Source organism: Streptomyces sp. RKAG293 (genome assembly GCF_023701745.1).
Lineage (GTDB): Bacteria > Actinomycetota > Actinomycetes > Streptomycetales > Streptomycetaceae > Actinacidiphila.
The window spans coordinates 1249127-1274617 of record NZ_JAJOZB010000001.1; the positions used below are offsets into that span (position 1 = coordinate 1249127).

The 25491-nt window shown below is 71.0% G+C and carries 20 protein-coding genes; 12 read left to right on the forward strand and 8 right to left on the reverse strand.

The genetic code is table 11. From position 1 onward, the window contains the following. Positions 1 to 32 precede the first annotated feature (32 nt). Entirely contained in the window at positions 33 to 3590 is a 3558-nt protein-coding gene (dnaE, locus tag LNW72_RS05540) for a DNA polymerase III subunit alpha (RefSeq protein ID WP_250974332.1), read from the reverse strand. 371 nt (positions 3591 to 3961) lie between these two features. Here dnaE and LNW72_RS05545 point away from each other — a divergent pair, with 371 nt between their 5' ends. The 3 genes from LNW72_RS05545 to LNW72_RS05555 all read left to right on the forward strand — a co-directional run bounded on the left by LNW72_RS05545 (position 3962) and on the right by LNW72_RS05555 (position 8780). After that, positions 3962 to 5311, forward strand: coding sequence for a hemolysin family protein (locus tag LNW72_RS05545; RefSeq protein ID WP_250974333.1), 1350 nt, complete (start codon positions 3962 to 3964; stop codon positions 5309 to 5311). Then, complete coding sequence (locus LNW72_RS05550; RefSeq protein ID WP_250974334.1) at positions 5308 to 6384, forward strand: hemolysin family protein; 1077 nt, start codon at positions 5308 to 5310, stop codon at positions 6382 to 6384. The genes LNW72_RS05545 and LNW72_RS05550 overlap by 4 nt, the downstream gene beginning before the upstream one ends. Before the next feature lie 164 nt (positions 6385 to 6548). After that, on the forward strand, positions 6549 to 8780 hold the full coding sequence (locus LNW72_RS05555; protein ID WP_250974335.1) for an AAA family ATPase: 2232 nt from the start codon (positions 6549 to 6551) through the stop codon (positions 8778 to 8780). Between the two features lie 35 nt (positions 8781 to 8815). Here the strand turns inward: LNW72_RS05555 and LNW72_RS05560 are convergent, their stop codons facing one another. Both LNW72_RS05560 and LNW72_RS05565 read right to left on the reverse strand, forming a co-directional pair. Further along, on the reverse strand, positions 8816 to 9355 hold the full coding sequence (locus LNW72_RS05560) for a TetR/AcrR family transcriptional regulator (protein WP_250974336.1): 540 nt from the start codon (positions 9353 to 9355) through the stop codon (positions 8816 to 8818). A 7-nt stretch (positions 9356 to 9362) separates the two neighbouring features. Next, positions 9363 to 10058, reverse strand: a complete 696-nt coding sequence (locus tag LNW72_RS05565; RefSeq protein ID WP_250974337.1) for a type 1 glutamine amidotransferase domain-containing protein — start codon at positions 10056 to 10058, stop codon at positions 9363 to 9365. A 112-nt stretch (positions 10059 to 10170) separates the two neighbouring features. Here LNW72_RS05565 and LNW72_RS05570 point away from each other — a divergent pair, with 112 nt between their 5' ends. Together LNW72_RS05570 and LNW72_RS05575 are read left to right on the forward strand one after the other, a co-directional pair. After that, positions 10171 to 11127: a LysR family transcriptional regulator gene (locus LNW72_RS05570; RefSeq protein ID WP_250974338.1), complete on the forward strand. Its 957-nt coding sequence runs from the start codon at positions 10171 to 10173 to the stop codon at positions 11125 to 11127. Between the two features lie 206 nt (positions 11128 to 11333). Beyond that, positions 11334 to 13166: an alpha-L-fucosidase gene (locus LNW72_RS05575; RefSeq protein ID WP_374117147.1), complete on the forward strand. Its 1833-nt coding sequence runs from the start codon at positions 11334 to 11336 to the stop codon at positions 13164 to 13166. Positions 13167 to 13224: 58 nt separating this feature from the next. Here the strand turns inward: LNW72_RS05575 and LNW72_RS05580 are convergent, their stop codons facing one another. The 3 genes from LNW72_RS05580 to LNW72_RS05590 all read right to left on the reverse strand — a co-directional run bounded on the left by LNW72_RS05580 (position 13225) and on the right by LNW72_RS05590 (position 17246). Beyond that, the gene (locus tag LNW72_RS05580) at positions 13225 to 14760 is read right to left on the reverse strand and encodes an ABC transporter substrate-binding protein (protein WP_250974340.1); all 1536 of its coding nucleotides are present in this window, start codon (positions 14758 to 14760) and stop codon (positions 13225 to 13227) included. A gap of 49 nt (positions 14761 to 14809) precedes the next feature. Further along, on the reverse strand, positions 14810 to 16846 hold the full coding sequence (locus LNW72_RS05585) for a hypothetical protein (RefSeq protein WP_250974341.1): 2037 nt from the start codon (positions 16844 to 16846) through the stop codon (positions 14810 to 14812). A 229-nt stretch (positions 16847 to 17075) separates the two neighbouring features. Continuing rightward, a complete protein-coding gene (locus tag LNW72_RS05590) occupies positions 17076 to 17246 on the reverse strand; it encodes a hydrophobic protein (RefSeq protein WP_138354488.1) in 171 nt (56 codons plus the stop codon). A 170-nt stretch (positions 17247 to 17416) separates the two neighbouring features. Here LNW72_RS05590 and LNW72_RS05595 point away from each other — a divergent pair, with 170 nt between their 5' ends. The 4 genes from LNW72_RS05595 to LNW72_RS05610 all read left to right on the forward strand — a co-directional run bounded on the left by LNW72_RS05595 (position 17417) and on the right by LNW72_RS05610 (position 20248). Continuing rightward, on the forward strand, positions 17417 to 18301 hold the full coding sequence (locus tag LNW72_RS05595; protein ID WP_250974342.1) for an RNA polymerase sigma factor SigF: 885 nt from the start codon (positions 17417 to 17419) through the stop codon (positions 18299 to 18301). Positions 18302 to 18519: 218 nt separating this feature from the next. Next, positions 18520 to 19200 (forward strand): L,D-transpeptidase family protein, encoded by a 681-nt coding sequence (locus tag LNW72_RS05600; protein ID WP_250974343.1) that lies wholly within the window; start codon positions 18520 to 18522, stop codon positions 19198 to 19200. Positions 19201 to 19336: 136 nt separating this feature from the next. Further along, positions 19337 to 19783 carry an ATP-binding protein gene (locus LNW72_RS05605; protein WP_250974344.1) on the forward strand — a complete coding sequence of 149 codons (447 nt, stop codon included), beginning with the start codon at positions 19337 to 19339 and terminating at the stop codon, positions 19781 to 19783. Between the two features lie 168 nt (positions 19784 to 19951). Beyond that, entirely contained in the window at positions 19952 to 20248 is a 297-nt protein-coding gene (locus LNW72_RS05610) for a hypothetical protein (protein WP_250974345.1), read from the forward strand. Positions 20249 to 20369: 121 nt separating this feature from the next. Here the strand turns inward: LNW72_RS05610 and LNW72_RS05615 are convergent, their stop codons facing one another. Then, positions 20370 to 20885, reverse strand: a complete 516-nt coding sequence (locus tag LNW72_RS05615) for a hypothetical protein (RefSeq protein WP_250974346.1) — start codon at positions 20883 to 20885, stop codon at positions 20370 to 20372. Between the two features lie 92 nt (positions 20886 to 20977). Then, positions 20978 to 21637 (reverse strand): hypothetical protein, encoded by a 660-nt coding sequence (locus LNW72_RS41095; RefSeq protein ID WP_285369312.1) that lies wholly within the window; start codon positions 21635 to 21637, stop codon positions 20978 to 20980. A 298-nt stretch (positions 21638 to 21935) separates the two neighbouring features. Between LNW72_RS41095 and LNW72_RS05630 the strand changes: the two genes are divergently transcribed. Genes LNW72_RS05630 through LNW72_RS05640 form a run of 3 tightly spaced genes read left to right on the forward strand, consistent with a single transcriptional unit; the run spans position 21936 to position 25461 of the window. Beyond that, positions 21936 to 23339 (forward strand): biotin/lipoyl-binding protein, encoded by a 1404-nt coding sequence (locus LNW72_RS05630; RefSeq protein WP_250974348.1) that lies wholly within the window; start codon positions 21936 to 21938, stop codon positions 23337 to 23339. Next, positions 23336 to 24253, forward strand: a complete 918-nt coding sequence (locus tag LNW72_RS05635; RefSeq protein ID WP_250974349.1) for an ABC transporter ATP-binding protein — start codon at positions 23336 to 23338, stop codon at positions 24251 to 24253. The genes LNW72_RS05630 and LNW72_RS05635 overlap by 4 nt, the downstream gene beginning before the upstream one ends. Next, positions 24250 to 25461 (forward strand): ABC transporter permease, encoded by a 1212-nt coding sequence (locus LNW72_RS05640; RefSeq protein ID WP_250974350.1) that lies wholly within the window; start codon positions 24250 to 24252, stop codon positions 25459 to 25461. Before LNW72_RS05635 ends, LNW72_RS05640 begins: the two co-directional genes overlap by 4 nt. Positions 25462 to 25491 lie beyond the last annotated feature (30 nt).

Here is a 25491-nt window from a genome sequence, read left to right on the forward strand (position 1 = left end):
CGGAAACGGGCGGGACGGAAACCACGGGCCGGTCATGCCACGCCCAGCCAGCTCTCGGCGCCGAAGGAGCCCTTGATGTCGGAGGCGATGGTCTCGTGGTTCACCAGGAATCCCAGCTCGAAGACCGTGGTCTTCTCCGGCCCGCGGACCCGCATGCGCACCGGGCTGTCGCCCGGGTGGGCGCGCAGGATCCGCTTGAGCTCGTTGATCGTCGGCTGGTTGAGCTTGTGGGCCCGCATGAACAGCTGGACGGGGGGCTTGCCGCCGTACTCGGCGGACGAGATGTCCAGCTCCATCAGTTCCTGGCCGGCGATGTTGATCGTTCCGTCGCGGTCGTTGATCCGTCCGGTCACCGCGACCACGGTGTCCGGGATCAGCGCGTGCTGCACCAGCTGGTAGGAGGCGGGGAAGAAGCAGATCTCCATGTTCGCGTCACGGTCGGCGAGGTGCACGATCGCCCACGCGTTGCCCTGCTTCGTCATCCGCCGCTCGACGGTGGTGATCAGCCCCGCGAGCTTCACCACGCCCTGGGTCTGCCCGGAGGCGACCAGATCGGCGATGGAGGTGTCACGGTTGCGGGCGAGGATGTGCTCGGCCCCGTCCAGCGGGTGCGCCGAGACGTACAGGCCCAGCATCTCGCGCTCGGTCGACAGCAGCTGCTTGCGCGGCCACTCGTCCTCGCCGATCTTGAAGTCCAGACCGAAGCCGCCGCCACCGCCGCCGTCACCGCTGTCGAGCGCGCCGAACAGGTCGTCCTGCCCGTACGCCTCGGCCTTCTTGACCGGGATGATCGCGTCGATGGCGTCCTCGTGGACCGCGGAAAGCCCCTTGCGGGTGTGTCCGAGCGAGTCGAAGGCGCCGGCCTTGATCAGGGACTCCACGGCACGCTTGTTGAGCGTGGTGATCTCGGCCTTGTCGAGGAAGTCGCTGAACGCCGTGTACTTGCCCTTGGACTTGCGGGAGGCGACCAGCGACTCGATGACGTTGGTGCCCACGTTGCGCACCGACTTCAGACCGAACCGGACGTCGTCGCCGACGGCGGTGAAGTCCGCGGTGGACTCGTTCACGTCCGGCGGCAGCACGTTGACGCCCATCTTGCGGGCGTCGGCCAGGTAGATGGCGGCCTTGTCCTTGTCGTCGTCCACCGAGGTGAGCAGCGCCGCCATGTACTCCGCGGGGTAGTTCGCCTTGAGGTAGGCGGTCCAGTACGAGACGAGTCCGTAGCCGGCGGTGTGCGACTTGTTGAAGGCGTAGCCGGAGAACGGGAGCATGACGTCCCACAGCGCCTTGATGGACTCCTCGCTGTAGCCGTTGGTCTGCATGCCGCCGTGGAACTTCTCCCACTCGGCCGCCAGCACCTCGGGCTTCTTCTTGCCCATCGCGCGGCGCAGCAGGTCGGCGCCGCCGAGGCTGTAGCCGGCCAGTTCCCGGGCGATGGCCATGATCTGCTCCTGGTACACGAGCAGATGGAACGTGGTGCCGAGGATCGGGTCGAGCGCTTCGCGCAGCTCGGGGTGGATCGGCTCGATCTCCTGGCGGGCGTTCTTGCGGTGCGCGTAGTTGGTGTGCGCGTTGGCGGCCATCGGGCCCGGCCGGTACAGGGCGAGGACGGCCGCGATGTCCTCGAACCGGGTGGGCTCCATCAGCTTCAGCAGGGCGCGCATGGCGCCGCCGTCGAGCTGGAAGACGCCCAGGGTGTCGCCGCGGGCCATCAGTTCGTAGGTGGTGGCGTCGTCCAGCGGGATGGTCTCGGTCTTGAGGTCGACCCCCCGGTTCTCCTTCACGATCTTCAGGGCGTGATGGATGATGCCCAGGTTCCGGAGACCCAGGAAGTCCATCTTGACCAGCCCCATGTTTTCGCAACTGGGGTAGTCGAAGCCGGTGATGATCACGCCGTCCTTGTCCCGGCGGTGCATCGGGATCAGGTCCAGCAGGGGTGTCTTCGAGAGGATCACCGCGGCCGCGTGCACACCGGTGCCGCGGACCAGGCCCTCGATGCCCTTCGCGGTGTCGATGACGCGCTTGACGTCCGGCTCGTTGTCGTACATCTGCCGGATCTCGCCGGCCTCGCCGTAGCGGGGGTGCGACGGGTCGAACATGCCGGTGAGCGGGACGCCCTTGCCCATCACGTCGGCGGGCATCGCCTTGGTGATGCGGTCGCCCATCGCGAAGGGGTAGCCCAGGACCCGGGAGGAGTCCTTGACCGCGGCCTTGGCCTTGATGGTGCCGAACGTGTTGACCTGGGCGGTGTACTCCTCCCCGTACTTCTCGGTGACGTAGCGCACCATCCGGTCGCGCTGGCGGTCGTCGAAGTCGAGGTCGACGTCGGGCGGGTTGATGCGCTCGGGGTTCAGGAACCGCTCGAACAGCAGCCCGTGCTCCAGGGGGCACAGCTCGGTGATGCGGGTGGCGTACGCGACGATGGAACCGGTCGCGGAACCACGGCCGGGGCCGACGGGCACGTCGTTGTCACGGGCGTACTTGCAGATGTCGGCGACAACGAGGAAGTAGCTGGAGAACCCCATCGGACCGATGATCTTCATCTCGGTCTCGAAGCGCTCCATGACGGCGTCCGGGATGGGGTCGCCGTACCGCATCGCCAGGCCGCGCATGCACTCCTTGCGCAGCCAGGACTCCTGGTCCTCGCCCTCGGGCACCACGAACTGCGGCATCTGGTTGACCTCGGCGAAGACCTCGTCGTAGTCCTGGATGCGCTCGGCGATCAGCAGCGTGTTGTCGCACGCCTCGGGCAGCTCGGAGAACAGCTCCCGCATCTCGGCCGCGGTCTTGATGTAGTAGCCGGTCCCGTTGAACCGGAAGCGGCCCGGGTCGTCCTTGTTCTTGCCGACGCCGACGCACAGCAGCGTGTCGTGCGAGTCGGCCTCGCTCTCGTGCACGTAGTGCGAGTCGTTGGTCGCCAGGAGCGGGATCTTCAGCTCCTTGGCGATCCTGAGCAGGTCCTCGCGGACGTTGCGCTCGAGATCCAGGCCGTGGTCCATCAGCTCCAGGAAGTAGTTCTCCCGCCCGAACATGTCCTGGAAGTCGGAGGCCGCCTGGAGGGCCGCGTCGAACTGGCCGAGCCGGATCCGGGTCTGGATCTCGCCCGAGGGGCAGCCCGTGGTCGCGATGATCCCCGAGGCGTGCTGGGAGATCAGTTCGCGGTCCATACGGGGCTTGCCGTAGAAGCCCTCGAAGCTCGCGAGCGAGGAGAGCCGGAAGAGGTTCCGCAGCCCCTGCGCGTGCTCGGCCCACATCGTCATATGGGTGAAGCGGCCGCCGCCGCTGACGTCCTTGCTGCCCTCGCCGTCGTCCGAGACGGCCCGCTGCCCGCCGGGGCCCCAGAACTCCGGCTTCCGGTTGCGCCGCGAGGACGGCGCCACATAGGCCTCGATGCCGATGATCGGCTTGACCGGGCCCCGCTTCGCCACCTGGAAGAACTCGTACGCGCCGAACATGTTGCCGTGGTCCGACATGGCCACGGCCGGCATCCCCTCCTCCTCGATCTTCTTGAAGAGGATGGGCAGCTTCTGCGCGCCGTCGAGAAGCGAGAACTGGGTGTGATTGTGCAGGTGGACAAAGCTGTCGGACACCGGGCAGGCACCTCCGGGGCGGGTCGCGGGAAGCCTCCACCCTATCCCTCGGCACCCTCACCGGAAGCCTCCTGGAGACCCTTCCCACTGGATCGAAAACGGCGTGAAACAGTGACCTGGGGCGATCACGGAACGAGTTCGCGCAACACCGTGGGGTAGCCCGCGCGTGGCGCCGTGAGCGACCTGCCGAGCTCTCGGGAGGCCCCGCGCCACGCCACGCCTTTGCCTTTCCTTTACTATGAGCGTGCTCGAGTCATCCGACGGAACGACCCCCAGGAAAGGTGTGAGCGTCCCTCCATGGACGAACCTCCCAGTAGCCGGTGCCGTGCGGACCGACCACCTCTGCCCGATCATGGGACGGAGGTGACCCGATGACCGAAGTGCTCCTCCTGGTGGTCGCTCTGCTGCTCACCCTCGCCTGCGGTGTCTTCGTCGCGGCCGAGTTCTCGCTGACGACGATCGAACGCGGCGAGCTGGAACGCGCCGAGCAGGCCGGTGAGCGCGGTGCGTCCGCCGCACTGCAGGCCGTCCGCACCCTGACGCTCCAGCTGTCCGGCGCGCAGTTGGGGATCACGGTCACCGGCCTGGTGATCGGCATGCTCTCCAAGGGCTCCATCACCAAGCTGCTCACCGGTCCGATGCGGGCCGCCGGGCTGCCGGACTCCGCGGCCTCCTCGGCCGCGCTGGTGCTGGGCACCGCGCTGTCGACCGTACTGCTGATGGTCGTCGGCGAACTGGTCCCGAAGAACTGGGCGATCTCCCGGCCGCTGCCGGTGGCCAAGGCCGTCGCCGCCCCGCAGCGCGCCTTCACCGCCGCGTTCGGCCCGCTGATCCGGCATCTGAACAACACCGCCAACCGGATGCTGCGCCGGATGGGCCTGGAGCCCGCGGAGGAGCTGGCCTCCGCGCGCGGTCCGCAGGAGCTGGTGGCGCTGGCCCGGCACTCCGCCAAGGCCGGCACGCTGGAGGCCGACACGGCCGAGCTGTTCGTCCGCACCCTGAACCTGTCGGAACTCACCGCGGAGAACGTGATGACACCGCGTGTCCAGGTCACCGCACTCGACTCGCGCGCCACCGCCGAGGACGTCGCCGACGCGACCCGCGCCACCGGCCTGTCCCGCTTCCCCGTCTACCGCGGCACCCTCGACTCCGTCATCGGCACCGCCCACATCAAGGACGTGCTGGCCGTCCCCGCCGGGCGCCGCCCGCGCTTCCCGGTCACCTCGCTGCTGCGCGAACCGCTGCTGGTGCCCGAATCGCTGACCGTCGACCGGTTGCTGGACCGGCTCGGCGGCAAGCAGTCGATGGCCGTCGTCATCGACGAGTACGGCGGTACGGCCGGTGTGGTCACCCTGGAGGACATCGTCGAGGAGGTCGTCGGTGAGGTGCGCGACGAGCACGACCCGCACGAGCTGTCCGACCTGACGTTCACCGGCGAGGACGCCGACGGCCGGCGGAGCTACGACGCGGACGGCGCGACCCGCACCGACGACCAGTTGGAGGAGATCGGCCTGCACGCCCCCGAAGGCCCGTACGAGACCCTCGCCGGACTCGTCGCCCAGCGCCTCGGCCGGATCCCGGCCACCGGGGACACCGTCGAGCTCGACGGCTGGCGGCTGGAGGTCACCGAGGCGGCCGGCCGGCGCGCCTCGCGCGTCCGGATCGTCGCACCGCCCGCCGACGGCACCCGGTCGGCACCGAACGGGGAGAGCGCCCGATGACCGCCCTGCAACTCCTCATCGGCGCCCTGACCCTCGTCGTCAACGCCTTCTTCGTCGGCGCCGAGTTCGCGATGATCTCGGTACGCCGCAGCCAGATCGAATCGCGCGCCGACGAAGGGGACCGGCGCGCCCGCAGCGTCATCTGGGGCCTGGAGCACCTGTCACCGCTGCTCGCCGCCGCCCAGCTCGGCATCACGGTCTGCACCCTGGTGCTCGGCATCGTCGCGGAACCGGCCATCGCGCAGCTGCTCGAACCGGTCTTCCACGCCGTCAACGTGCCCGACGCGCTCATCCACCCGATCGCCTTCGTGATCGCCCTGGCCGTCGCCACCTATCTCCACATGCTCATCGGCGAGATGGTCCCCAAGAACATCGCGCTGGCCGCACCCGCGCGCAGCGCGCTCGCGCTCGGCCCGCCGCTGGTCACCTTCACCCGGGCGCTGCGGCCGGTGATCTTCACGATCAACGCCTTCGCGAACACCCTGCTGAGGCTGTTGCGGGTGGAGGCCAAGGACGAGGTCGCGGCGGTCTTCTCCGACGCCCAGCTGTCCCGCATGGTGACCGACGCCGGTCTGGCGGGGCTGCTGGACTCGCGGGCCACCGAACGTCTGCAGGACGCCCTGGAGCTGGGCCGCCGGCCCGTGGGCGAGGTGGCGCTGCCGACCGGCCGCGTCGTCCGCGCCCCGCTCGGCATCACCCCTGAGGACCTGGAGCAGCTGTCCGCCCGGTCCGGTTTCTCGCGCTTCCCGGTGGCGGAGGGCGACGGCCGGGTGCTGGGCTATCTGCACGTCAAGGATGCCCTGTTCACCGAGCCGCGAGACCGGCCGTTCCCCCGTACGGCGCTGCGCCCGATCACCACGGTCAGCGCCGCCAGCCCCCTGGACGACGTCCTCACCGCCCTGCGCGCGGGCCGGGCCCACCTCGCCTCGGTCGTCGACGAGCAGGGCCGCAGCATCGGCTTCGTCACCATGGCCGACGTCCTCAAGGAACTGGTCGGCCCGGCCGCGACCGGCCGGGACGCGGACCAGCCCGGTGCACCGGGCCCGGCCGGGGCCGCCCCCGCCTCCCGCTGACGGACGCCGCGCCCCGCCGCCCGAAATCATTCCGGGCAAGGAAATACCCCGGACGTATTGACGTCCGGGGTATTTCCTTGCGTATATTAGGTGTTTCATGTCTTCGCGCGTCAAAACAGCGCGGAGAAGTCTTATGTGGACACTGTACCGCGTCAGGAGCTGAATTGTCAACCGAGGAATTGCAGAATGAACAGCAATTCGTCTCACGGCTCTACGAGCGCCTCGACACGCTCCGGGAGCAGGCCGAGACCGCAGTCCAGGCGTCCTTCGCCCAGGTGGGCAAGGGTATCCAGGCCCGCCTCGAGCGCGATGTGATCGCCACCGAGCGGACCGACCGGCTCTCCGCGCTGAATTCCGTGGAGTCCGGGCTCTGCTTCGGGCGAATCGACTTCGCCGATGGCATACGCCATCACATCGGCCGTATCGGAATCCGGCAGGACGACGCGGACCGTACCCCGCTCGTCGTGGACTGGCGGGCTCCCGTCGCACGTCCTTTCTATCTCGCCACCGGGCATTCCCCGATGGGCCTGCGCCGTCGCCGGCACCTCACCACCGTCGGCCGCACCGTCACCGCGCTGCACGACGAGGTCCTGGACCTCACCGACCAGGTCCGCACCGGGTACGAGGACCCGCGCGGGGACGCCGTGCTCCTCGCCGCGCTCGGTGCCGCCCGCACCGGCCGGATGGCCGACATCGTGCAGACCATCCAGGCCGAACAGGACGAGATCATCCGCGCCCCGCACCGGGGCGTGCTCGTCGTCGAGGGCGGCCCCGGGACCGGCAAGACCGCCGTCGCACTGCACCGCGCGGCGTATCTGCTCTACGCGTACCGGGAGCAGCTGGCCCGCCGCGCGGTGCTGATCGTCGGGCCCAACCCGGCTTTCCTCGGCTACATCGGCGAGGTGCTGCCGTCGCTCGGCGAGACCGGCGTGCTGCTGTCGACCGTGGGAGAGCTCTTCCCCGGCGTCTCCGCCACCGGGACGGACAGCCCCGGGGCCGCCGCAGTCAAGGGGCGGGCCGGCATGGCCGAGGTCCTCGCGCGGGTGCTGCGCGACCGGCAGACCGTCCCCGATCCTGCCCTGCCCATCCAGCACGAGCGCGAGACGCTGCTGCTGGAGCGGGCCGTCGCCGAGGACGCCCGGCACTGCGCGCGCCAGACCCGGCTGCCGCACAACCTGGCCCGCGCCCACTTCGGCCGCTTCGTCCTCGACGCGCTCACCGCACAGCTCGCCGACCGGCTGGGCGCGGACCCGTACGACGGGGAGAACTTCCTCGGCCCGGAGGAGGTCGAGCAGCTGGGCCGCGAGCTGAACGACAACCCCGCGGTGCACGCCGCCATCGACGCGTACTGGCCCTACCTCACCCCGCAGCAGCTGGTCGGGGACTTCCTCGCCGATCCCGTCCAGCTGCCGGACGCGGACGCCGAGCTGGTCCGCCGCACCGGTGGCGACTGGACCGTCGGCGACATCCCGCTGCTGGACGAGGCCGCCGAGCTGCTCGGCGAGGACGACCGGGCGGCGCGGGCGGCGGCGGCGCGGGAGCGCGGCGAGCAGGTGGCCTACGCCCAGGGAGTTCTGGAACTGTCCTACGGCTCGCGCTCCTTCGAGTTCGAGGACGGGGAGTCCGAGGTGCTGACCGCCCACGACCTCATCGACGCCGAGCGCTTCGCCGACCGCCATGAGGAGACCGACCGCCGCAGCGCCGCGGAACGCGCCGCCGCCGACCGCACCTGGGCCTTCGGCCACATCATCGTGGACGAGGCGCAGGAGCTGTCCGCGATGGCGTGGCGGCTGCTGATGCGCCGCTGCCCGACCCGTTCGCTGACCCTGGTCGGCGACCCCGCCCAGACCGGCGATCCGGCGGGCTGCGACTCCTGGCGGCAGATCCTGGACCCGTACGTCGGCGACCGCTGGAGCCATGTGCGGCTGGGCGTCAACTACCGCACACCGGCAGAGATCATGGAGCTGGCGGCCGGTGTGGCGCGGGCCGCCGACCCGTCGTACGAGCCGCCGCGCTCGGTGCGCTCGACGGGAGTACGGCCCCGGGTGTGCGTCACGGACGACCTCGTCCGTACGGTCGCGGAGGCCGCGTCCCTGGAGACCCCGGACGACGGCCGGCTCGCGGTGATCGCGCCGCGGGCGCTGCACGAGGCACTGGCCGGGAAGCTCCCCGGGGTGCTGGCGGGCGAGGAGCCCGATCTGACGCAGCCGCTGGTGCTGCTCGAACCCCGGCAGGCCAAGGGGCTGGAGTTCGACTCGGTGATCGTCGTCGAGCCGGCGCTCATCGTCTCCGGTTCCGCGCGCGGGGCCAGTGATCTCTATGTCGCCCTGACCCGTGCCACCCGGTCGCTGGCTGTGGTGCACACCGGCGGACTTCCGGAGGGCCTGGCGGAGTGACCGTCCGGAAGCGGGGCCGGGAGCCGGCCAGGACGTCAGGACGGCAGTCCGGCCAGCAGGGCGCCGGTGGCCGGGCGGAGCAGCCGCGCACCGTCGTCGGTGGCCTCCAGTCCCCTGACCAGGGCGAGACAGATGTCGGCGGCGTCGGCCGCGTCGGACGGACCCGTGCCGGCTTCGGCGAACACCCCGATCAGCAGGGTGCGCAGGTCGGTCGTGAAGTCATGGCAGATGTCGCCGAACAACCGGGCTTTCCCGTCCAGCAGTTCGGCGGTGTGCGGGGAGTCCCCGGTGAGTTCCCGCACCAGGTCGAGCCTGGCCGCCAGGATGCCCCGGATCCGTTCCGGGGCCGGGGCGTCGGCGGCCGCCGCCCGCCGGGCCCGATCGAGCGCCCGGATGTGCAGGCGCTCGGCGAGCCGGCGGAAGGCGTCGTCCTTGCCGCGGACGTACTGGTAGACCGCCGACCGGGACACCTCCATCGTGGAGGCGATGTCGTCCATGGTGGTGCGCCGTACGCCGTACCTGGTCAGGCAGGTGTAGGTGGCGTCGAGTACCTCGGTCAGCCGGTCGGTGGGCATCGGACGGTCAGCCCAGCGCCTTGAGGAGCTCGGCGGCGAGCGGCACGGACGAGGCCGGGTTCTGGCCGGTGATCAGGTTGCGGTCGACGACCACGTACGGCGCCCACGCGTCGCTCTCCTGGAAGTCCGCGCCGATCTCCACGAGCCGGTCCTGGAGCAGCCACTTCGCCTTGTCGGCGAAGCCCGCCTGGGTCTCCTCGACGTTGGTGAAACCGGTCAGCCGGTACCCGGCGAAGGGCGAGGTGCCGTCGGGGCGGGTGGCGGCGAGCAGCGCGGCGGGGGCGTGGCAGACCACTCCGAGCGGCTTGCCGGAGTCCAGCGCGGCGGTCAGCAGCCGGCCGGAGTCGGCGTTGACGGCCAGGTCCTCCATCGGACCGTGGCCACCCGGGTAGAACACCGCGTCGTAGTCGGCCAGTTCGATCTCTTCGAGCTTGGCGGGCTTCTTCAGGGCGGTCATCGCGGCGAGCTCGGCGACGATCGCGTCGGCGGCCTCCTGGCCGCCGTTCACCTCCGGCGCGAGGCTTCCCCGGTCGACCGTGGGGACGACTCCGCCGGGGGTGGCGATCACGATCTCGTGGCCGGCACCGGTGAAGGCACGGTAGGGGGCCACGGCCTCCTCGGCCCAGAATCCGGTGGGGTGCTTGGTGCCGTCGGCCAGCGTCCAGTGGTCGGCGCCGGTCATCACGAACAGGATCTTTGCCATGTCACATCTCTCGGTGGGGGCGACGGTCCGACATTCCGTACGCGGAGTGTCAGATCGCTGTCGATCTCGAACGTAGGCCGCCGATCCATCGAAATCCAATAGAATCACCACCATGACCCATAGGAATCCCGATGGATCGGAGCTGCCGGGACCGGGATCCGTACCCGCCCCCGTGGACCTCACCTTGCTGCGGACCTTCCTGGCCGTGCACCGTGCCGGCTCCTTCACCGCGGGCGCGAGGCTGCTCGGCCTGTCGCAGCCGACGGTGACGACCCAGGTGCGGGCCCTGGAGGAGCGGCTGGGCCGGCAGCTCTTCGACCGGCTGCCGCGCGGTGTCGCGTCCACAGCGGTCGCCGACCAGCTGGCGGCCGATGTCTCGGCACCGCTGGACGCCCTCGCGGCGGTCACCGGACGGGACCACTCCGACCGGCGGACCCCCGCGGAGCCGGTGCATCTGGCCGGGCCCGCCGAGCTGCTCTGCCTCCGGGCGCTCCCGGCGCTGGCTCCGCTGACCGGGGAGGGCGTGCGGCTGCGGATCACCACCGGCCTCACCGACGACCTGCTGGAAGGACTCCGCGCCGGCCGCTACGACCTCGTGATCTCGACGGTCCGGCCGCGCGGTCGCAGCGTCACCGCCGTCCCGCTCATGGACGAGGAGTTCGTCCTCGTCGCGGCACCCTCCTGGGCCGGGCGGATCGGCTCCGGCACCGTCGCGGCCGAGGGTCCGGCCGCGCTGCGCGCCGCCCCGCTGATCACCTACGCGGAGGACCTGCCGATCGCCCGCCGCTACTGGCGCCATGTGTTCGGCACCCGGCTGTCCGCCCAGGCCGCCATCACCGTCCCGGATCTTCGCGGTGTACTCGCCGCGGTCGTCGCCGGAGCCGGGGTCACCGTCCTGCCGCGCTACCTCTGCGCCGCCGAACTCGCCTCCGGGGCCCTCGTCGCGCTCCTCGAACCCGAGGACCCGCCCATCAACACCGCCTACCTCGCCCAGCGCCCCGGTGCCGGTGAACTCCCGCATGTCGCCCTGGTCCGCGACCAACTGCTGCGGGCGGGGCGTATCTGGTAGTCACGCATCAAAGATTGGATGACTTCCCTCTTCAAGTGTGGGTGAGGGATGGGAAATTGCCGTGGAGCGGCGTGTATCCGGCAATTTCTCTTGACGGTTGTCGTCGACCACCACTAGACATCGGATGAAAGCTTCTCGTTCTGTCATAGCCCTGCCATCGTTCTGTCCTGCGAATGAGCCCTGTCCCCGCATCAACGGAGATGCCCATGAGCCGCTCAGCACGCACCCTCCATCCGGCGCTCGCCTTCGTGGTCGCCCTGGTCACGGCCATCGGCCTGACCGGCGGCCCGGCCACCGCCGCCGCGACCCCCACCGCCGCACCGGCCGCCGCCGGCCCCGGCACCAACTACGCCTATGACGACCCCTTCACCAGCGCCCGCACCCAGTGGTGGCGCGACGACCACTTCGGCATGTTCATCCACTACGGCGCGTACTCCCAGCTGCAGGGGACGTACACCCGCCCGGACGGCTCGGTCTGCCGGAACGCCGAGTGGATCGAGCGCGACTGCGCCATACCCAAGGCGGAGTACGAGGACATCGCCGCCCAGTTCAACCCGGCCTCCTTCGACGCGAACGCGATCGTGAAACTGGCCAAGGACGCGGGCCAGCGCTACATCGTGCAGACCGCCAAGCACCACGAGGGCTACGCGATGTGGCCGACGAAGGTCAACACCTGGAATCTGCGCGACCATTCGTCGTTCAGCAGGAGCCGCGACATCCTGGCCGAGATGAAGGCCGCCGCCGACTCCCAGGGCATCAAGTTCGGTCTGTACTACTCGATCTGGGACTGGCACAACCCGAACTTCACGGCCGACTTCCCGCAGTACAAGAAGGACATGTACGCCCAGCTCAAGGAGCTCGTCGACAACTACCACCCGGCGGTGCTGTGGTTCGACGGCGAGTGGGCGACCGACAACCCGGTGAACCCGTGGTCGACCGCCGACGGCGAGGCGCTGCAGACCTATCTGCACGGCCTGGACCCCAACCTGGTGATCAACAACCGGGTCGACAAGCGACGGGTCGTGGACGGCGACTACGGCACCCCCGAGCAGGAGATCCCCTCGGCCCCGGTCGGCGGACAGCTCTGGGAGTCCTGCATGACCCTCAATGACCACTGGGGGTACGCCAGTTACGACACCAACTGGAAGTCCGCGACCACCCTGACCCGCAACGTCGTCGACATCGCCTCGCGCGGCGGCAACTACCTCCTCAACATCGGCCCGGACAAGACCGGCGCGGTGCCCTCGGGAGCGGTCGACCGGCTGCGCTCGATGGGCTCCTGGCTCTCCGCCAACGGACAGGGCGCCGCGGTGTACGGCGCGGGCGCGGCCAGGAACGTGGCCACTCCCGCCTGGGGAGCCGTGGCCTCGGCACCGGGCAACAAGCTGGAGGCGTCGGTCTACACCTGGCCGGGCGCCGGCAAGCCGCTGCACCTGAAGGCCACCGCGCCGCTGACCATCACCGGGGCGCGGGTGCTGGGCAGCAGCCAGCAGGTCACGGTGAAGGCCGCGGGTGACGGCTACGACATCACACCGTCGGGAGCGGCGGTCAACGCGACCGCCACCGTCATCGAGCTGACCTACGCCCCGCCGCAGCCGGCGAACGGTACCGGCACCGGGCTGACCGCGCAGTACTGGGACAACACCTCGTTCAGCGGGGCGCCGAAGGTGACGCGGACCGACCCGACGGTCAACTTCGCCTGGCGCTACCTCGGTTCACCGGCCCCGGCCGTCCCGACCGACAACTTCTCGGCACGGTGGACCGGTTCCGTCCAGCCCCGCTACAGCCGGACGTACACCTTCCTGACCGTCTCCGACGACACGGTGCAGGTCTGGGTCGACGGCAAGCAGATCATCAGCAACACCACTCCGCACGATGCCGCAGTCAACACCGGCACCGTGACCCTGCAGGCCGGAAAGAAGTACTCGATCCGCATCGACTTCACCGAGCGCACCGGCGAGGCGGCCATGAAGCTGCTCTGGTACGCGCCCGACGAGGCACAGCGCATCGTGCCGGCGAGTCAGCTCTATCCGTCCTGACCGCAGGACACGAACCGCGTGACGGGCACGGCGGTCGCCTCGATGGCGGCCGCCGTGCTCAGTTCTTCTTCGGGATGAACGGAGTGCCCGATCGGGAGGAGACGGCGAGGGTGCGGACCAGGCCGTCGGGGCCGATCTCGATGACGGGTACGGCCTTCTCCTGGGGAGAGCCGTCGTTGGCGAACGAGATGTACCCGCTCGCCCCCTCCACCGCTTTGACCCCGTGCAGCGACTGCCAGATCTGGATCATCTGGGATCCGGTCACCCGGCCGTGCGACTCCGGGGAGCCGCCCACCTCACGGGCTCCCTTGACCGCCGCGGTGACCGCGTCGTACCCCATGATCGCCTGGCCGTCGTCCAGCGCCTCCAGCGGGAACGTCGTCCGGTAGTAGCCCTGCGCACCGAGAGTGCCGGCGTTGTCCGTCGGCCCGACCGGGTACGACTCCGGGCGCTTGGCCCACGCCTCGGGGTGGGCGAGACCGGTGTACAGCAGCCGGACGGTGCCGCTGCGCAGGGTCTCCTTGATCTCGCCGAAACCGGCGGCCTGGGCGGTCTGCGAGGCATCGTCGCCGGACAGCACGATGAGCTTGCGGGCGGAGCACGGCCGGTTCTTGAGCGGCGCGAGGAAGCTGGGCAGATTCACACCGCGCCCCGCGAAGTAGATGACATCGGGCTTGACCGCGCACAGGTTGGCCATCCGGGTCGTGAACGCGGTGGCGACGCCTTCCTGCGAGGAGTCGTACTGCTCGACCTGGCCGACCAGCCGCTCCTTCGGGAAGGCCGCCAGGAACGCCTTGCCGAGGGTGCGGCTGTACTGGTCGTCGGGCCGGGCGTCCTGTATCACCAGCACTTTCAGCGCGGCGTAGGGCGGCTGCTTCAGGAACGAGGCCGCGGCCGCCGCCTCGTCGGTGTTGGTCGGGGCGGTCCGCACGAGTCCCGGAATGCTGGCGAGCGTGTCGGCGGTGAGGACGGAACCGACCGCGGCGAGCTGCAGCCCGCCGGACTCCGTGCTGCCCGTCACCTTCCCTATCATCCGCGCGGTCGCGTCCGTGCTGGTGCCGAGCCCCGCGACGGCCACGATGTGCTGCGGGCCCACCCGGCTGCGGATCTCCTCCAGCGTGGCGTCCCGCTGTTCGTCGGTACTGCCGCAGTTGGCCAGCAGCAGCCGGATACGGGGGACATCGCCTCCGCCGAGCGTGTTGTTCTTCTCGTACAACGCCGCGTACGCACCCTGGATCTCGTGCCGTACGGAGTCCGGGGTGTTGGTGTCGTCGGGGCCGGGGACCAGGTTCATGAGGTACACGATGCTCACGAAGGAACGGTTGTCCTCGTCGACCGCGACGTTCTGCGTGTGGACCAGGTCGGAGACCGCCGCCAGGTTGTCGGAGAAGTGGAACGAGCCGTCCGTCACCCCGACGCAGCTGCGGTCGGCCCCGACGTGCCTGACCCCGTCCGCGCACGAGGTGTCCTCCGGCCACAGCACCCAGGTGAGCGTGCCGCCGACGAGTGCGAGCACCAGCACGCCCAGCACCACGTTCCACGGCCACCGCATCCACAGATGACGGCCGGTCACCCAATGGCCCCGGGTCGACATCACGCGCTCCTCCTCGGCAGGGATCGATCGGACGGACCGGCTTCGGCCCTCAGTCGGTGAAGCGGGCGGCCTCGTCCAGCAGCGTGTCGGTGTCGGCGTCCGCCGCCAGCGCCAGCTGCCGGAACATGGCGCTGATCTTGTAGTTGAGTTCCGGGCGGCCCGGTGGGAGCCGGTTGCGGGGATCGCCCGCGAGCCACAGCGCGGCCGCCAGCTCGGCGAGCGGACGGCCGGTGACCGGATCGGCGTAGGCGGCCGGCGCGTGCTCGCGGGCCAGCTGGCCCGCGTTGTGCGACGGCTGCGCGTCCGTGAGCTGCGCGCGGTGCATCGGGGCGGCGGTGACGTGGTAGAGCTCGCGCAGCCACGGCACCGCGTCGGCGGCGCCGAAGCCGTGCGCGAAATGCCTGACCACCGTGTCGAGTTCGTTGAGTGCGAGCCGGTGGTAGAGGGCGTCCAGCGGGCGGCTGAGCCGCTCGTGCCAGGCACACAGCGCTTGGTGCGCCTGCTGCCAGGCGGCCGGTCCGCCGGCCGGAGCGGCCGGCCGTCCGGCGAGTTCCTCCAGCAGCAGCAGTCGCAGCCACGGGTGCAGGACCGGCCGCTCCTCGGGGGCGCCGGGTGCCAGCAGATAGCCGGACGGGCCGCGTCCGCCACGGGTGTTGGCGTCCTCGGGGATTGCGGTGAACAGCCACAGCTGGTTGCGCAGTTCCAGCATCACGGTGTCCCGGGCGTGCTCGGACAGCTCGTTGAGCAGCCCGGAGTTGACGGCCGCCGCCGGAGTCCTGGCCGCGGCGACCGGTACGGCCGCGGCCCGCTGGTCGGTGGTCAGCCCCTCGAGCAGATGGTCGCGGACCACGGTGCCGAGCGGCGGCCTGCGCACCGGGTCGCCGCCGTCCCCCGGCACCGGGGTGTCCAGCAGGCCGTACAGATCACGGTCGGAGACACCCGCCGCGAGCAGCCCGCCGATGGCGGTGTGCACCTGCTGGACGCTCCAGGGGTGGCCGTAGGTGAGCCGGTGCACCAGCGGGGTGGCGCGGGCCAGCCGCGTGGCGTGCACGGGATGGCGTCCCGCCTCGAGCGACACCTCGACCTCGTACAGGTCCCGCAGCCGCACCGGGTACCACCAGTCGGCGGGCGGGGCGTCGGTGCGGGGCCGCCAGTCGGCGTACGAGGCACGGTCGGCCACCTGGATGTAGGGGTCGCCGGGCCGGCCGTCGGCGGGGCCGGGCACCGCGCGGGTGGTGGCACTCGTCGCCACGATCAGCAGCGGGTCGTACCTCCCCGGTTGCGACACCGCGTGCTCGGCGCGCAGCCGTACCAGCAGGTCCAGGAAGCGGGTGCCGTGGCTGTGGTCGATGTTGTCGAGCAGCACCAGGCAGTTGTGGTCCCGGCGCGCGTGCCCGTACGCGGCGCGCAGATCGGCGAGGAACGCCTCGCACAGCCGCCGGTCCACCGCCTCCCGGTGCTCCTCCGCCGCGCTGCGGCTGCGCCGGTTCAGCTCGACCAGCTCGTCCATCGCGGTGGGCGGCCCGAGCGAGCCGTACCAGTGGTACGTCTGGTTGAGGAAGGTGCGGGTCGGCATGTACTCGAACCCGCGCAGCAGCACGCCGATGATCAGGTCGGTGCCGGGGATCGGCGACAGGCCGAGCGAGTCGACGATCGAGCTGATCCCCTCGCCCGCGTCGACCGCGGCGCCGCGGCTGCGGGCCTGGCGTAACGCCTTGCGCAGTTCGCGGGTGGCCTGCTCCCGGTCGGTCAGCGACAGTTCGGGCTGCACGGCGAGCAGTCCGAGCAGCAGCCGCGGAAAGCGCAGCGGCTTGATCCCGGTGTGCTTGCGCGCCAGCAGGAAGGCCAGATGCACGGCGACCTCGTACGGTCGCTGTTCGTCCGCCGCCGCGAAGTCGACCCGGGCGGCGGGGGCCCCGCGGGTCACCGCCTCGAAGTGGTCGAGGGCGAACGTCTTGCCACTGCCCGGCCGTCCCAGCAGTGCGATCAGCGGCAGTGCGCGGTCCGGTGCCCGGGGCGGCCGTGACCAGCATTCATGCACCAGTGCGTCGATCTCGCCCAGCCCAGGGGGCGGCGCCTGCACCATGCCCGTCCCCCTCGCGGTGGCGTGATCGCGGAGACAGCATCGTGCCATGAAGAGCCGTGCGGGGCAGGGCCTTTGACCGTTCCCGGGCACACCGAGTGGCGGTCCGGGCACGGCGAGTAGGTCAGGTGGGGCCCGGCAGTCGGAACTGCCGGGCCCCACCTGTCATACGTCTACCTGTGCGTGTTCCCGTACCTGTGCGTGTTCCCGTCGGTCACCTCGTGTGTCACGGCTACCAGCGGTACCAGCGGCCACGGCTGCCGGATGCCCCAGTACCGCGCATCACGAAGCCGAGCAGCCAGACCACCAGGACGATCACCGCGACCCACCAGAGGATCTTCAGGGCGAATCCGGCGCCGAAGAGAATCAGCGCGAGCAGTAGGACCAGAAGCAGTGGACCCATGGTTATCAACCTCCTGACCAGCGCATGCCCCCAGGTGAACCGCTCATGCTTCCGGGTTTTCGGCCCCTCCCGGAGAACCGGTGGGCCCCGGCAGGCATGGGGTGCGGGATCGCGGGCAGACGGAGTGTCGTCGGGACCGGCGAACACCAACCACAGGGAGATGCGACCTCATGGGCGCAGTAGCCAGGGCACAGGGCCTATCGCGCACCGCCGTCGCGCCGGGGACGGCGCCGGAAACGGTGCCGGTGCCGGAACTGCCCTGGGTGGAGGACGCCGGCAAGGTCGCCCCGACCGACGCACGGGCGCTGTCGAAGATCTTCTTCGATCAGCTGCAGGTGCTCGAAGAGGGAACGCACGAGTACCAGTACGCGCGGAACACCCTGATCGAGCTGAACATGGCCCTGGTGAAGTTCGCCGCCCGGCGTTTCCGCAACCGGTCGGAGCCCTTCGAGGACATCGTCCAGGTCGGGACCATCGGGCTGATCAAGGCCATCGACCGCTTCGACCTGTCGCGTGAGGTGGAGTTCCCCACCTTCGCGGTGCCGTACATCATCGGTGAGATCAAGCGGTTCTTCCGCGACACGAGCTGGGCCGTCCACGTTCCGCGCCGGCTGCAGGAACTGCGGTTGTCGCTGGCGAAGGCCGTCGACGACCTGTCCGCCCGGCTGGACCGCTCCCCCACCACCGCCGAGCTGGCCGCCCATCTGGACCTGACGACCGAAGAGGTCGTCGACGGCCTGATGGCCAGCAACGGCTACACCGCCGGATCGCTGGACATGCCCGCCTCGGAGGACGACGAGCGGGGCGGCGGCCTCGCCGACCGGATCGGCGATCTCGACCCGGCCATGGCGGGCGTCGAGAACCTGCAGACGCTCAAGCCGCTGGTGGCGCAGCTCAACGAGCGCGACCGCCGCATCCTGCAGATGCGCTTCGGTGACGAGCTGACGCAGGCCCAGATCGGCGCCGAGCTCGGTGTCTCGCAGATGCACGTCTCCCGGCTGCTCAGCTCCGTGCTGGCCCGGCTGCGCGCGGGCATGCTCGCCGACACCTGCTGAACCGGGTGCCATCCGACGCCCGCTGAACCGGGCACCTGCCGGACCGTTTCCTTCCGGGCCGCGTCCGTCAACTCGTCTCCGACACGGCCGGCCGAACTCCTGGCGCCGGCGGCCGGATGCCGCTCTAGAGTGTGCCGATGGGACTCACACACCTCGGCGGGACCGCTGTCGGACGACGCGTCATATCACTCAGGCCCCGCTCGCGGCGGGCCGCCGCGGTGGCCGCGATCACCGTCTGGGCCGTCACCGGCACCCTGCTCGGGTCGGTACCGGCTCACGGTGCCGCCGCTCCCCCGCCCCGCTTCCCGGTGCCGGTGACGGTCGGGTCCGCCCATCAGGTGATCAGTGTGCAGGCCCACGGTACGTACGCGACCGTCATCGCCTGGCAGCAGACCGGCGCCATCTGGATCAAGCGGTACGAGACCTCCGCGGCGCGGGTGGGCTCGCACGGCATCACCAACGGCGCCACCCGCAAGCAGGGCACGTACACGACACCCACCGGCACCTACACCCTCACCCAGGGCTTCGGCGTCGCCGCCGATCCCGGCACCCGGATGCCGTACCACCGGGTCACCGCGGCGGACTGGTGGGTGGAGGACCCGGACTCGCGTTACTACAACCGCATGCGCCAGGCCGCGCAGGGTGGCTTCCCGCTGACGGAGGCCGGCGACCACGGCAGTGAGCACCTCATCAACTACCCCGTGCAGTACCGCAATGCGCTGGTGATCAACTTCAACACCGGTCCCGCGGTCAAGGGCCGCGGCGCCGGGATCTTCCTGCACGCGCTCGGCCCCAAGGCGGGTCCCACCGCGGGCTGCGTCGCGATTCCGCAGAGCGTCCTCACCAACGTGCTGCGCTGGGCCGACCCGGCGCAGCACCCGGTGATCGCGATCGGCTGACCGACGGCCCGCTCCGCCGGCCGACGGCGCGAGCGGCTGACCGACGGTTTGCTACTGACAGGTATAGGTCGCTGTCCCCGGGGTAGGAGAGGCGTCAGTGTTCGGGCCCGCGGGCCATCACGGGGGCAGGAGCGACATGATCGGGATCAAACGGCGTACGCCGGCCATGCCGCCGCCGGTGCAGGCCGCCACGCACCACCGGGCCGCGCACTACGACGGCGCGGTCGGCAGTATCGGCGCCGCCCGCCGGCTGACGGCCGACTTCCTGCACCAGCTCGCCGCCGAGTGGTACGCCCCGGTCGGCGCGGAACAGATGCAGGACATCCTGCTGGTGGTCAGTGAGCTGGCCACCAACGCGGAGCGCCACTCCGGCGGCCCCTATCTGGTGGAGCTGGCCGGCGACGCCGAGTCCGTCCACGTCACCGTGTGGGACAGCGGCAGCACCCTGCCGCGGGTCTTCGCCCCCGATCCGCTGCGGATCGGCGGGCACGGCATGGAGATCGTGCTCCGGCTCTGCGACGGCCTGACGATGGAACTCGTACCGGTGGGCAAGCGCGTCAGCGCCCGGTTCGACCTCACGTAGGCCCGCGTCCCCGCACCCTGGAGGCGTCACGGTTTCCGGGTCGGCACGGACGGGCGATGAGATGTTGCCACCCCGATCACCCGAGGAGAGGCTGAGCTCGACGTCACCAGGTCTCCGTGAGCGCGGGCGTGACCGCGCCGGGCGTGGTGGACGGAAGGAGCGAGTCCCATGCGGGTCATGCTGAGGGCGCATCTGGACACCCAGGCCGGGAACGCGGCGTTCAAGAGCGGCAGGCTGGGGCAGGTCATGCAGCAGCTGTCGGAACTCCTCAAGCCCGAGGCGGCCTACTTCGGCCCCAGCGAGGGCGACCGGTCGTGCACCTTCGTCTTCAACATGACGGACAGTTCGCTGCTGCCCTCCATCGCGGAACCGCTCTTCGCCGAACTCGGCGCGAGGATCGAGATCCAGCCGGTGATGAACGGCGAGGACCTGCAGAAGGGCCTTGCCGCGGTACAGCAGGGCTGAACACCGGTACCAGCAGGGCAGAACACCCGGGCGGCCGCCCGGCTCCGGTCCGCCCGGCTCCGGTCCGCCCGGTGCTCGGAGGAGCGGGTGGCCGGAGCGGAGAGTGTTCGCGCCGCCGCGCCTACTGCCCGCGGCGGCGCCGGTAGTAGGAGATCGTGACCACGCCGAGCAGCGGACCCCACAGCAGCAGGGGCGCGTAACAGGCGTCCATCACCACGAGTGCGGGTCCCGTCGGCGCTCCTTCCGCGCCGCCGAAGCCCTTCGCGTTGGGGATCGACAGCAGCATCAGGGTGATCGCGCCGAGCGCGGCCGGGATCACCGCCGCGAGCGGCGGGACCCGCCGGCCTCCGACGACCGGGATCCAGCGCGGGACCGTCTCGCCCCAGGGCCTGACCAGTCCCAGGGTGAGCAGCGTCAGTCCCTCGATGCCCAGGCCCATCGCGACGCACACGACGCTGAACCAGCCGGGGGCTCCCAGGCCGGTGGTGTCGAACCCCACCGGGACCCCGAGCCCCATCGTGATCCGCCATATCCCGGACGGGACGGCGGTGAGCGCGGCGGCATGCGCGGCGCCGACCACCCATCGGGCGGGAAGCGGGCTGCGGCGGACGACTGCGGGAATCTCGTGAGCGACCATGTGACCAGGCTGTCCCGGCGACCGCCGCACCGGATCATGCCCGGGGACGGACCCCGTCCCCCGCGCGGGGGACGGGCGCCTCGTACCCGGCGTCAGGCGGAGGGGCTGGCGGTTCCGGTGGGAGCACCGGAGGGGCGCTGCGGGAGGAGGACCCGGCAGGTCCGGTAGGCCTGGGCCGTCTTGGGGTCCGAGGTGTTGAAGCCGCGCGGGCCGCCGCTGCCGGGGGACGCGGAGGGCAGCACGACGCCGTGGTCCTTCAGACAGCTGGTGAAGGCCTTCATCGCGGTGCTGTCGCCGCCGAAACCGCCCCGGTTCCCGCCCTGGCCGCCGGTCTTCGGTCGCAGCGACGCGCAGGCCTGCATCGCCTGCTGGCGGGCCGGATCCGCGGAGGCGCCGCCACCGCCGAAGCCACCGAAACCGCCACCGGGCCGGCGGCTGCCCCCGCCGGCTCCCGGCGTGCCGTCGCCGCCTCCCGGCCGCGCGCTGCCGCTCGGCCGCGCCGGCAGGGTGACACCGTGCTGCGCGAGGCACTGGCGGTAGGCGTCCATCCGGGCCGCCCCGGACGCCGACCCGGAGGCGGACGGCTTGGCCGCGGCGCCCGAAGCGGCCGTCGAGGAGGAACACGCGGCGAGCAGCAGGACGCCGGAGGCGAGAACGGCGGCCGCCGCGGCGGCCCGGAGAGCAGGTCGCGTGGTGGACGGCCGGGCGGTGGACGGCCTGTCGGTGGACGGCCCGTCGGTGGTCCAGGTCATGGCCGTTGTCTCCTCGGAGCGTTGGACGGGTCAGCGGTCTGCGACGTCAGGTGGGGCGCGGGTCGGGGACCCGCGCTGCCGGCGGCCCATGACTGAACCGCACGCAGGTGGGGGCTGCCAGGGGACTGGCTGTGAGTTCCCTGGCAGTCGGCGTCGTGGCGGGGCCCGGGGAGCGCGGATCGGGGTCCGTTCGATGGGCTGTCGTCCCAATAGCGCGGTATACGGCCGTTCGGGCTCCCAGGGAACTCCCAGACTTCTCCCAGGAATTCAAAGGTGCGGACGGCCAGGATGTGCCGCCATGAAGGTGCTCCCACGACGGCGCAGGGCCGTCCTGATCAACTCGGCGCTCGGCGTTGTGGTCCTCGCGGGTGCCGGTGGCGCCTATGCGACGGTGAACAGCGGCAGCGACACCCCCGCACGGGCCGGTACGCGGACGGTGACGGTCGCCAAGGGCACGGTGCTGGCGACGGTCTCCGGTTCCGGGTCGCTCACCTCGCCCAGCGACGCCGGGGTGAACTTCACCACCGGCGGCCAGCTCACCGAGGTCGACGTCAAACCCGGCGACAAGATAGCCAAGGGCAAGGTGCTCGCCAAGGTGGACGCGACAGCGGCCAAGGAGGCGCTCGCCCAGGGCCAGGCGTCGCTGACCGCGGCGCAGGCCAACCTCACCAAGGTGGAGGAGGGCCAGCCGAGTTCCACGACGACGGGTTCCGGCGGCGGGTCGTCCAACAGCTCGTCCGGCGGCTCGGGCCGTTCCCAGGGCAACGCGACGCCCACCCCGACCCCCACCCCGACGCCCACCGTCGATCCGGCCCAGCTCGCACAGGCCCAGGCCCAGCTGACCCAGGCGCAGAACACCGTGGACGCGGCGCAGCGCGCGGTCGACGGAACGGTGCTGAGGTCTCCGGTCGACGGCACCGTGGCCTCGGTGTCCGGCAAGACCGGGCAGTCGGTGTCCGGCACGGGCAGTTCCACGGCGGGCGGCTCGTCCGGCGGATCCGGATCCGGTTCCGGGTCGGGATCCGGCTCGGGGAGCAGCAGTTCCACCGGCTCCTCGACCACGCCCACCGGCTTCGTCGTGCTCACCAATCCGACCGGTATGCAGGTGACGGCCAACTTCTCGGAGTCCGACACCCTCAAGCTGAAGCCCGGCCAGACGGCCACGGTCACCCTGAACGCCGAGTCCGGAACCGTGCTCAACGCCAAGGTGCTCTCGGTCAGTTCGCTGCCCGTGAGCAGCGGATCGGGCTCGAGCGGCGGCAGCGGTTCGGGAAGCGCCGTGCAGTACGCGGCGACCCTCGCCATCACCAGCCCGACCGAGGGCCTGCGCACCGGACTCAGCGCCACCATCCAGGTCGTGACGAGCGAGGCCTCCGGAGCGCTGTACGTGCCGACGGCGGCGGTGTCCGGCACCGGAGCGAACCGCACGGTGACGGTGGTCAGGCCCGACGGCAGCACCCAGCAGACGAGCGTGACGGTCGGCGTGGAGGGCGACACCGAGGACCAGATCGCCTCCGGCCTCACCGAGGGCCAGCAGGTCCAGATCACCACCGTGTCCTCGTCCGGGACGAGCGGTTTCCCGAGCGGCGCCTTCCCCGGCGGTCTCGGCGGTGCCGGGCGGACCCGCACCGGCGGCGCCACCGGCGGTGGCGGTACGGGTGGCGGCGGGATCCGCACCGGCGGCGGGGGTGGCCGCGGATGACCCCGGCCCTGGGGCTGCGGCTGCGCCGCCGCGAGGCGGCGGCGAGCGGGCCCGACCCACGTGCGGACGGCCCCTGGGGGCCCGCGCCGGTGATCGAGGTGCGGTCGCTGCTCAAGACGTACGGGCACGGCGACGCGGTCGTGCGCGCGCTCGGCGGCCCGCCGGACCCGGACAGCGGCAGGGCGCCCGGCGTCGACCTGGTGGTACGACAGGGCGACATGGTGGCCGTGATGGGCAGTTCGGGGTCGGGCAAGTCGACGCTGATGAACATCCTCGGCTGTCTGGACGTGCCCACCTCCGGCCGGTACCTGCTGGACGGGATCGATGTGGGCGGACTGGACGAGCACCAGCTCTCGCTGGTCCGCAACCGCAAGATCGGATTCGTCTTCCAGTCCTTCAACCTGGTGCCGCGCACGTCCGCGCTCGCGCAGGTGGAACTGCCGTTGGCCTACGCCGGGGTGAAGACGGCCGAGCGGCGCCGCCGCGCGGTGGCGGCCCTGGAGCTGGTGGGTCTCGCCGACCGGATGGACCACCGTCCCAATGAGCTGTCCGGCGGGCAGCAGCAGCGGGTGGCGGTGGCGCGGGCGCTGGTCACGGCGCCGGCGATGCTGCTGGCGGACGAACCGACCGGAAACCTGGACAGCCACAGCACCGAGGAGGTGCTCGCCATCGTCGACCGGCTCAACGCCTCGGGGCGCACCGTCGTGCTGATCACTCACGAGGACGAGGTCGCCCGGCACGCCAAGCGCGTGCTGCGGCTGGTCGACGGCCAGGTCGTGGAGGACGTACGGCAGGCGCCGGCGGACGGTCCGCCGCCCGCGCTGCGGGATCCCGCAGCCTTCGCGGCCGCCTCCCCGCACGCACCGCACCCCTCGCCTTCCTCGCAGGCGCTGACCGGTGGAGGCAGCCGGTGAACCCGTTCGAGACGCTGCGCTTCGCCTTCGGCGGACTCGCGGCGAACAAGGTGCGGTCCGCGCTGACCATGCTCGGGGTACTGATCGGGGTGGCCGCGGTCATCCTGCTCCTCGCGGTGGGCAACGGCTCCTCGCAGGCGGTGAAGGACTCCATCGAGAAGCTGGGCACCAACTCCCTGACCATCTCCTCGGGCGCCGGCTTCGGCGGCGGGCGCTCCTCGTCAACCGTGAAACCGCTGACGGTCGCCGATGCCAAGGCACTCGCCGACCCCGCCCAGGCACCCAGCGTCCAGGCCGTCGCGCCGGAGGTCACCACCTCCCAGACGGCGCTGTACCAGGGCACCTCGCACACGGTCGGCCAGGTCGTGGGCACCTATCCGGCGTACTTCGAAGCCTCGAACAGCAAGGTCGTCAAGGGCGACTACTTCAGTGCCGACGACGTGCTCAACTCCCGCAAGGTGGCGGTGATCGGTGCCACCACGGCGACCGACCTGTTCGGGACCGCCAGCCCGATCGGCCGGTCGGTGGTGCTCGGCGGCACCCCGTTCACCGTGGTCGGTGAGCTGGCGGCCAAGGGCGGCACCGGTTTCCAGGACCCGGACGATGTCGTGGTCGCCCCGCTGACGACCGTGCAGAACGCGTTCACCGGCTTCGGCTCGCTGAACCAGATCCTGGTCGAGGCGAAGTCGGCCGACGCCACGACCCCGGCGCAGAACGAGATCACCGCCGTACTGATGGGGCTGCACGGCCTCAAGGACCCGTCGGCGCTCGACTTCCGGGTGAGCAGCCAGGAGTCGCTGCTGACCACCCAGGCGTCGACCAACAAGACCTTCACGGTGCTGCTGGGTGCGGTGGCCGCGATCTCGCTGCTGGTCGGCGGGATCGGCATCACCAACATCATGCTGGTGACGGTGACCGAGCGGACCCGGGAGATCGGGATCCGCAAGGCGATCGGCGCCCCGCGGGGCGTCATCCTGGGGCAGTTCCTGGCCGAGTCGACACTGCTGTCGCTGGTCGGCGGCGGGCTCGGGGTGGCGGTGGGGCTCATCGGCTCCCACTTCACGATCGTCGGCATAAAACCGGTGGTCATCCCGGAGTCGGTCGTCGGCGCGTTCGCCATCGCCGTGGCGATCGGACTGTTCTTCGGCAGCTACCCGGCCAACCGCGCCGCGAGCCTGCGGCCCATCGAGGCCCTGCGGCACGAGTGAGACGACGGGGGACGACGCCGCGGCGTCGCA

What these genes read in the sequence shown, in the direction of transcription:
- LNW72_RS05630 (WP_250974348.1), top strand. Translation starts at nt 21,936, where the DNA reads ATGAAGGTGCTCCCACGACGGCGCAGGGCCGTCCTGATCAACTCGGCG.
- LNW72_RS05590 (WP_138354488.1), bottom strand. Translation starts at nt 17,246, where the DNA reads ATGGGTCCACTGCTTCTGGTCCTACTGCTCGCGCTGATTCTCTTCGGC.
- LNW72_RS05585 (WP_250974341.1), bottom strand. Translation starts at nt 16,846, where the DNA reads ATGGTGCAGGCGCCGCCCCCTGGGCTGGGCGAGATCGACGCACTGGTG.
- LNW72_RS05560 (WP_250974336.1), bottom strand. Translation starts at nt 9,355, where the DNA reads ATGCCCACCGACCGGCTGACCGAGGTACTCGACGCCACCTACACCTGC.
- LNW72_RS05580 (WP_250974340.1), bottom strand. Translation starts at nt 14,760, where the DNA reads ATGTCGACCCGGGGCCATTGGGTGACCGGCCGTCATCTGTGGATGCGG.
- LNW72_RS05610 (WP_250974345.1), top strand. Translation starts at nt 19,952, where the DNA reads ATGCGGGTCATGCTGAGGGCGCATCTGGACACCCAGGCCGGGAACGCG.
- LNW72_RS05575 (WP_374117147.1), top strand. Translation starts at nt 11,334, where the DNA reads ATGAGCCGCTCAGCACGCACCCTCCATCCGGCGCTCGCCTTCGTGGTC.
- LNW72_RS05565 (WP_250974337.1), bottom strand. Translation starts at nt 10,058, where the DNA reads ATGGCAAAGATCCTGTTCGTGATGACCGGCGCCGACCACTGGACGCTG.
- LNW72_RS05570 (WP_250974338.1), top strand. Translation starts at nt 10,171, where the DNA reads ATGACCCATAGGAATCCCGATGGATCGGAGCTGCCGGGACCGGGATCC.
- LNW72_RS41095 (WP_285369312.1), bottom strand. Translation starts at nt 21,637, where the DNA reads ATGACCTGGACCACCGACGGGCCGTCCACCGACAGGCCGTCCACCGCC.
- LNW72_RS05615 (WP_250974346.1), bottom strand. Translation starts at nt 20,885, where the DNA reads ATGGTCGCTCACGAGATTCCCGCAGTCGTCCGCCGCAGCCCGCTTCCC.
- LNW72_RS05605 (WP_250974344.1), top strand. Translation starts at nt 19,337, where the DNA reads ATGATCGGGATCAAACGGCGTACGCCGGCCATGCCGCCGCCGGTGCAG.
- LNW72_RS05595 (WP_250974342.1), top strand. Translation starts at nt 17,417, where the DNA reads ATGGGCGCAGTAGCCAGGGCACAGGGCCTATCGCGCACCGCCGTCGCG.
- LNW72_RS05550 (WP_250974334.1), top strand. Translation starts at nt 5,308, where the DNA reads ATGACCGCCCTGCAACTCCTCATCGGCGCCCTGACCCTCGTCGTCAAC.
- LNW72_RS05545 (WP_250974333.1), top strand. Translation starts at nt 3,962, where the DNA reads ATGACCGAAGTGCTCCTCCTGGTGGTCGCTCTGCTGCTCACCCTCGCC.
- LNW72_RS05635 (WP_250974349.1), top strand. Translation starts at nt 23,336, where the DNA reads ATGACCCCGGCCCTGGGGCTGCGGCTGCGCCGCCGCGAGGCGGCGGCG.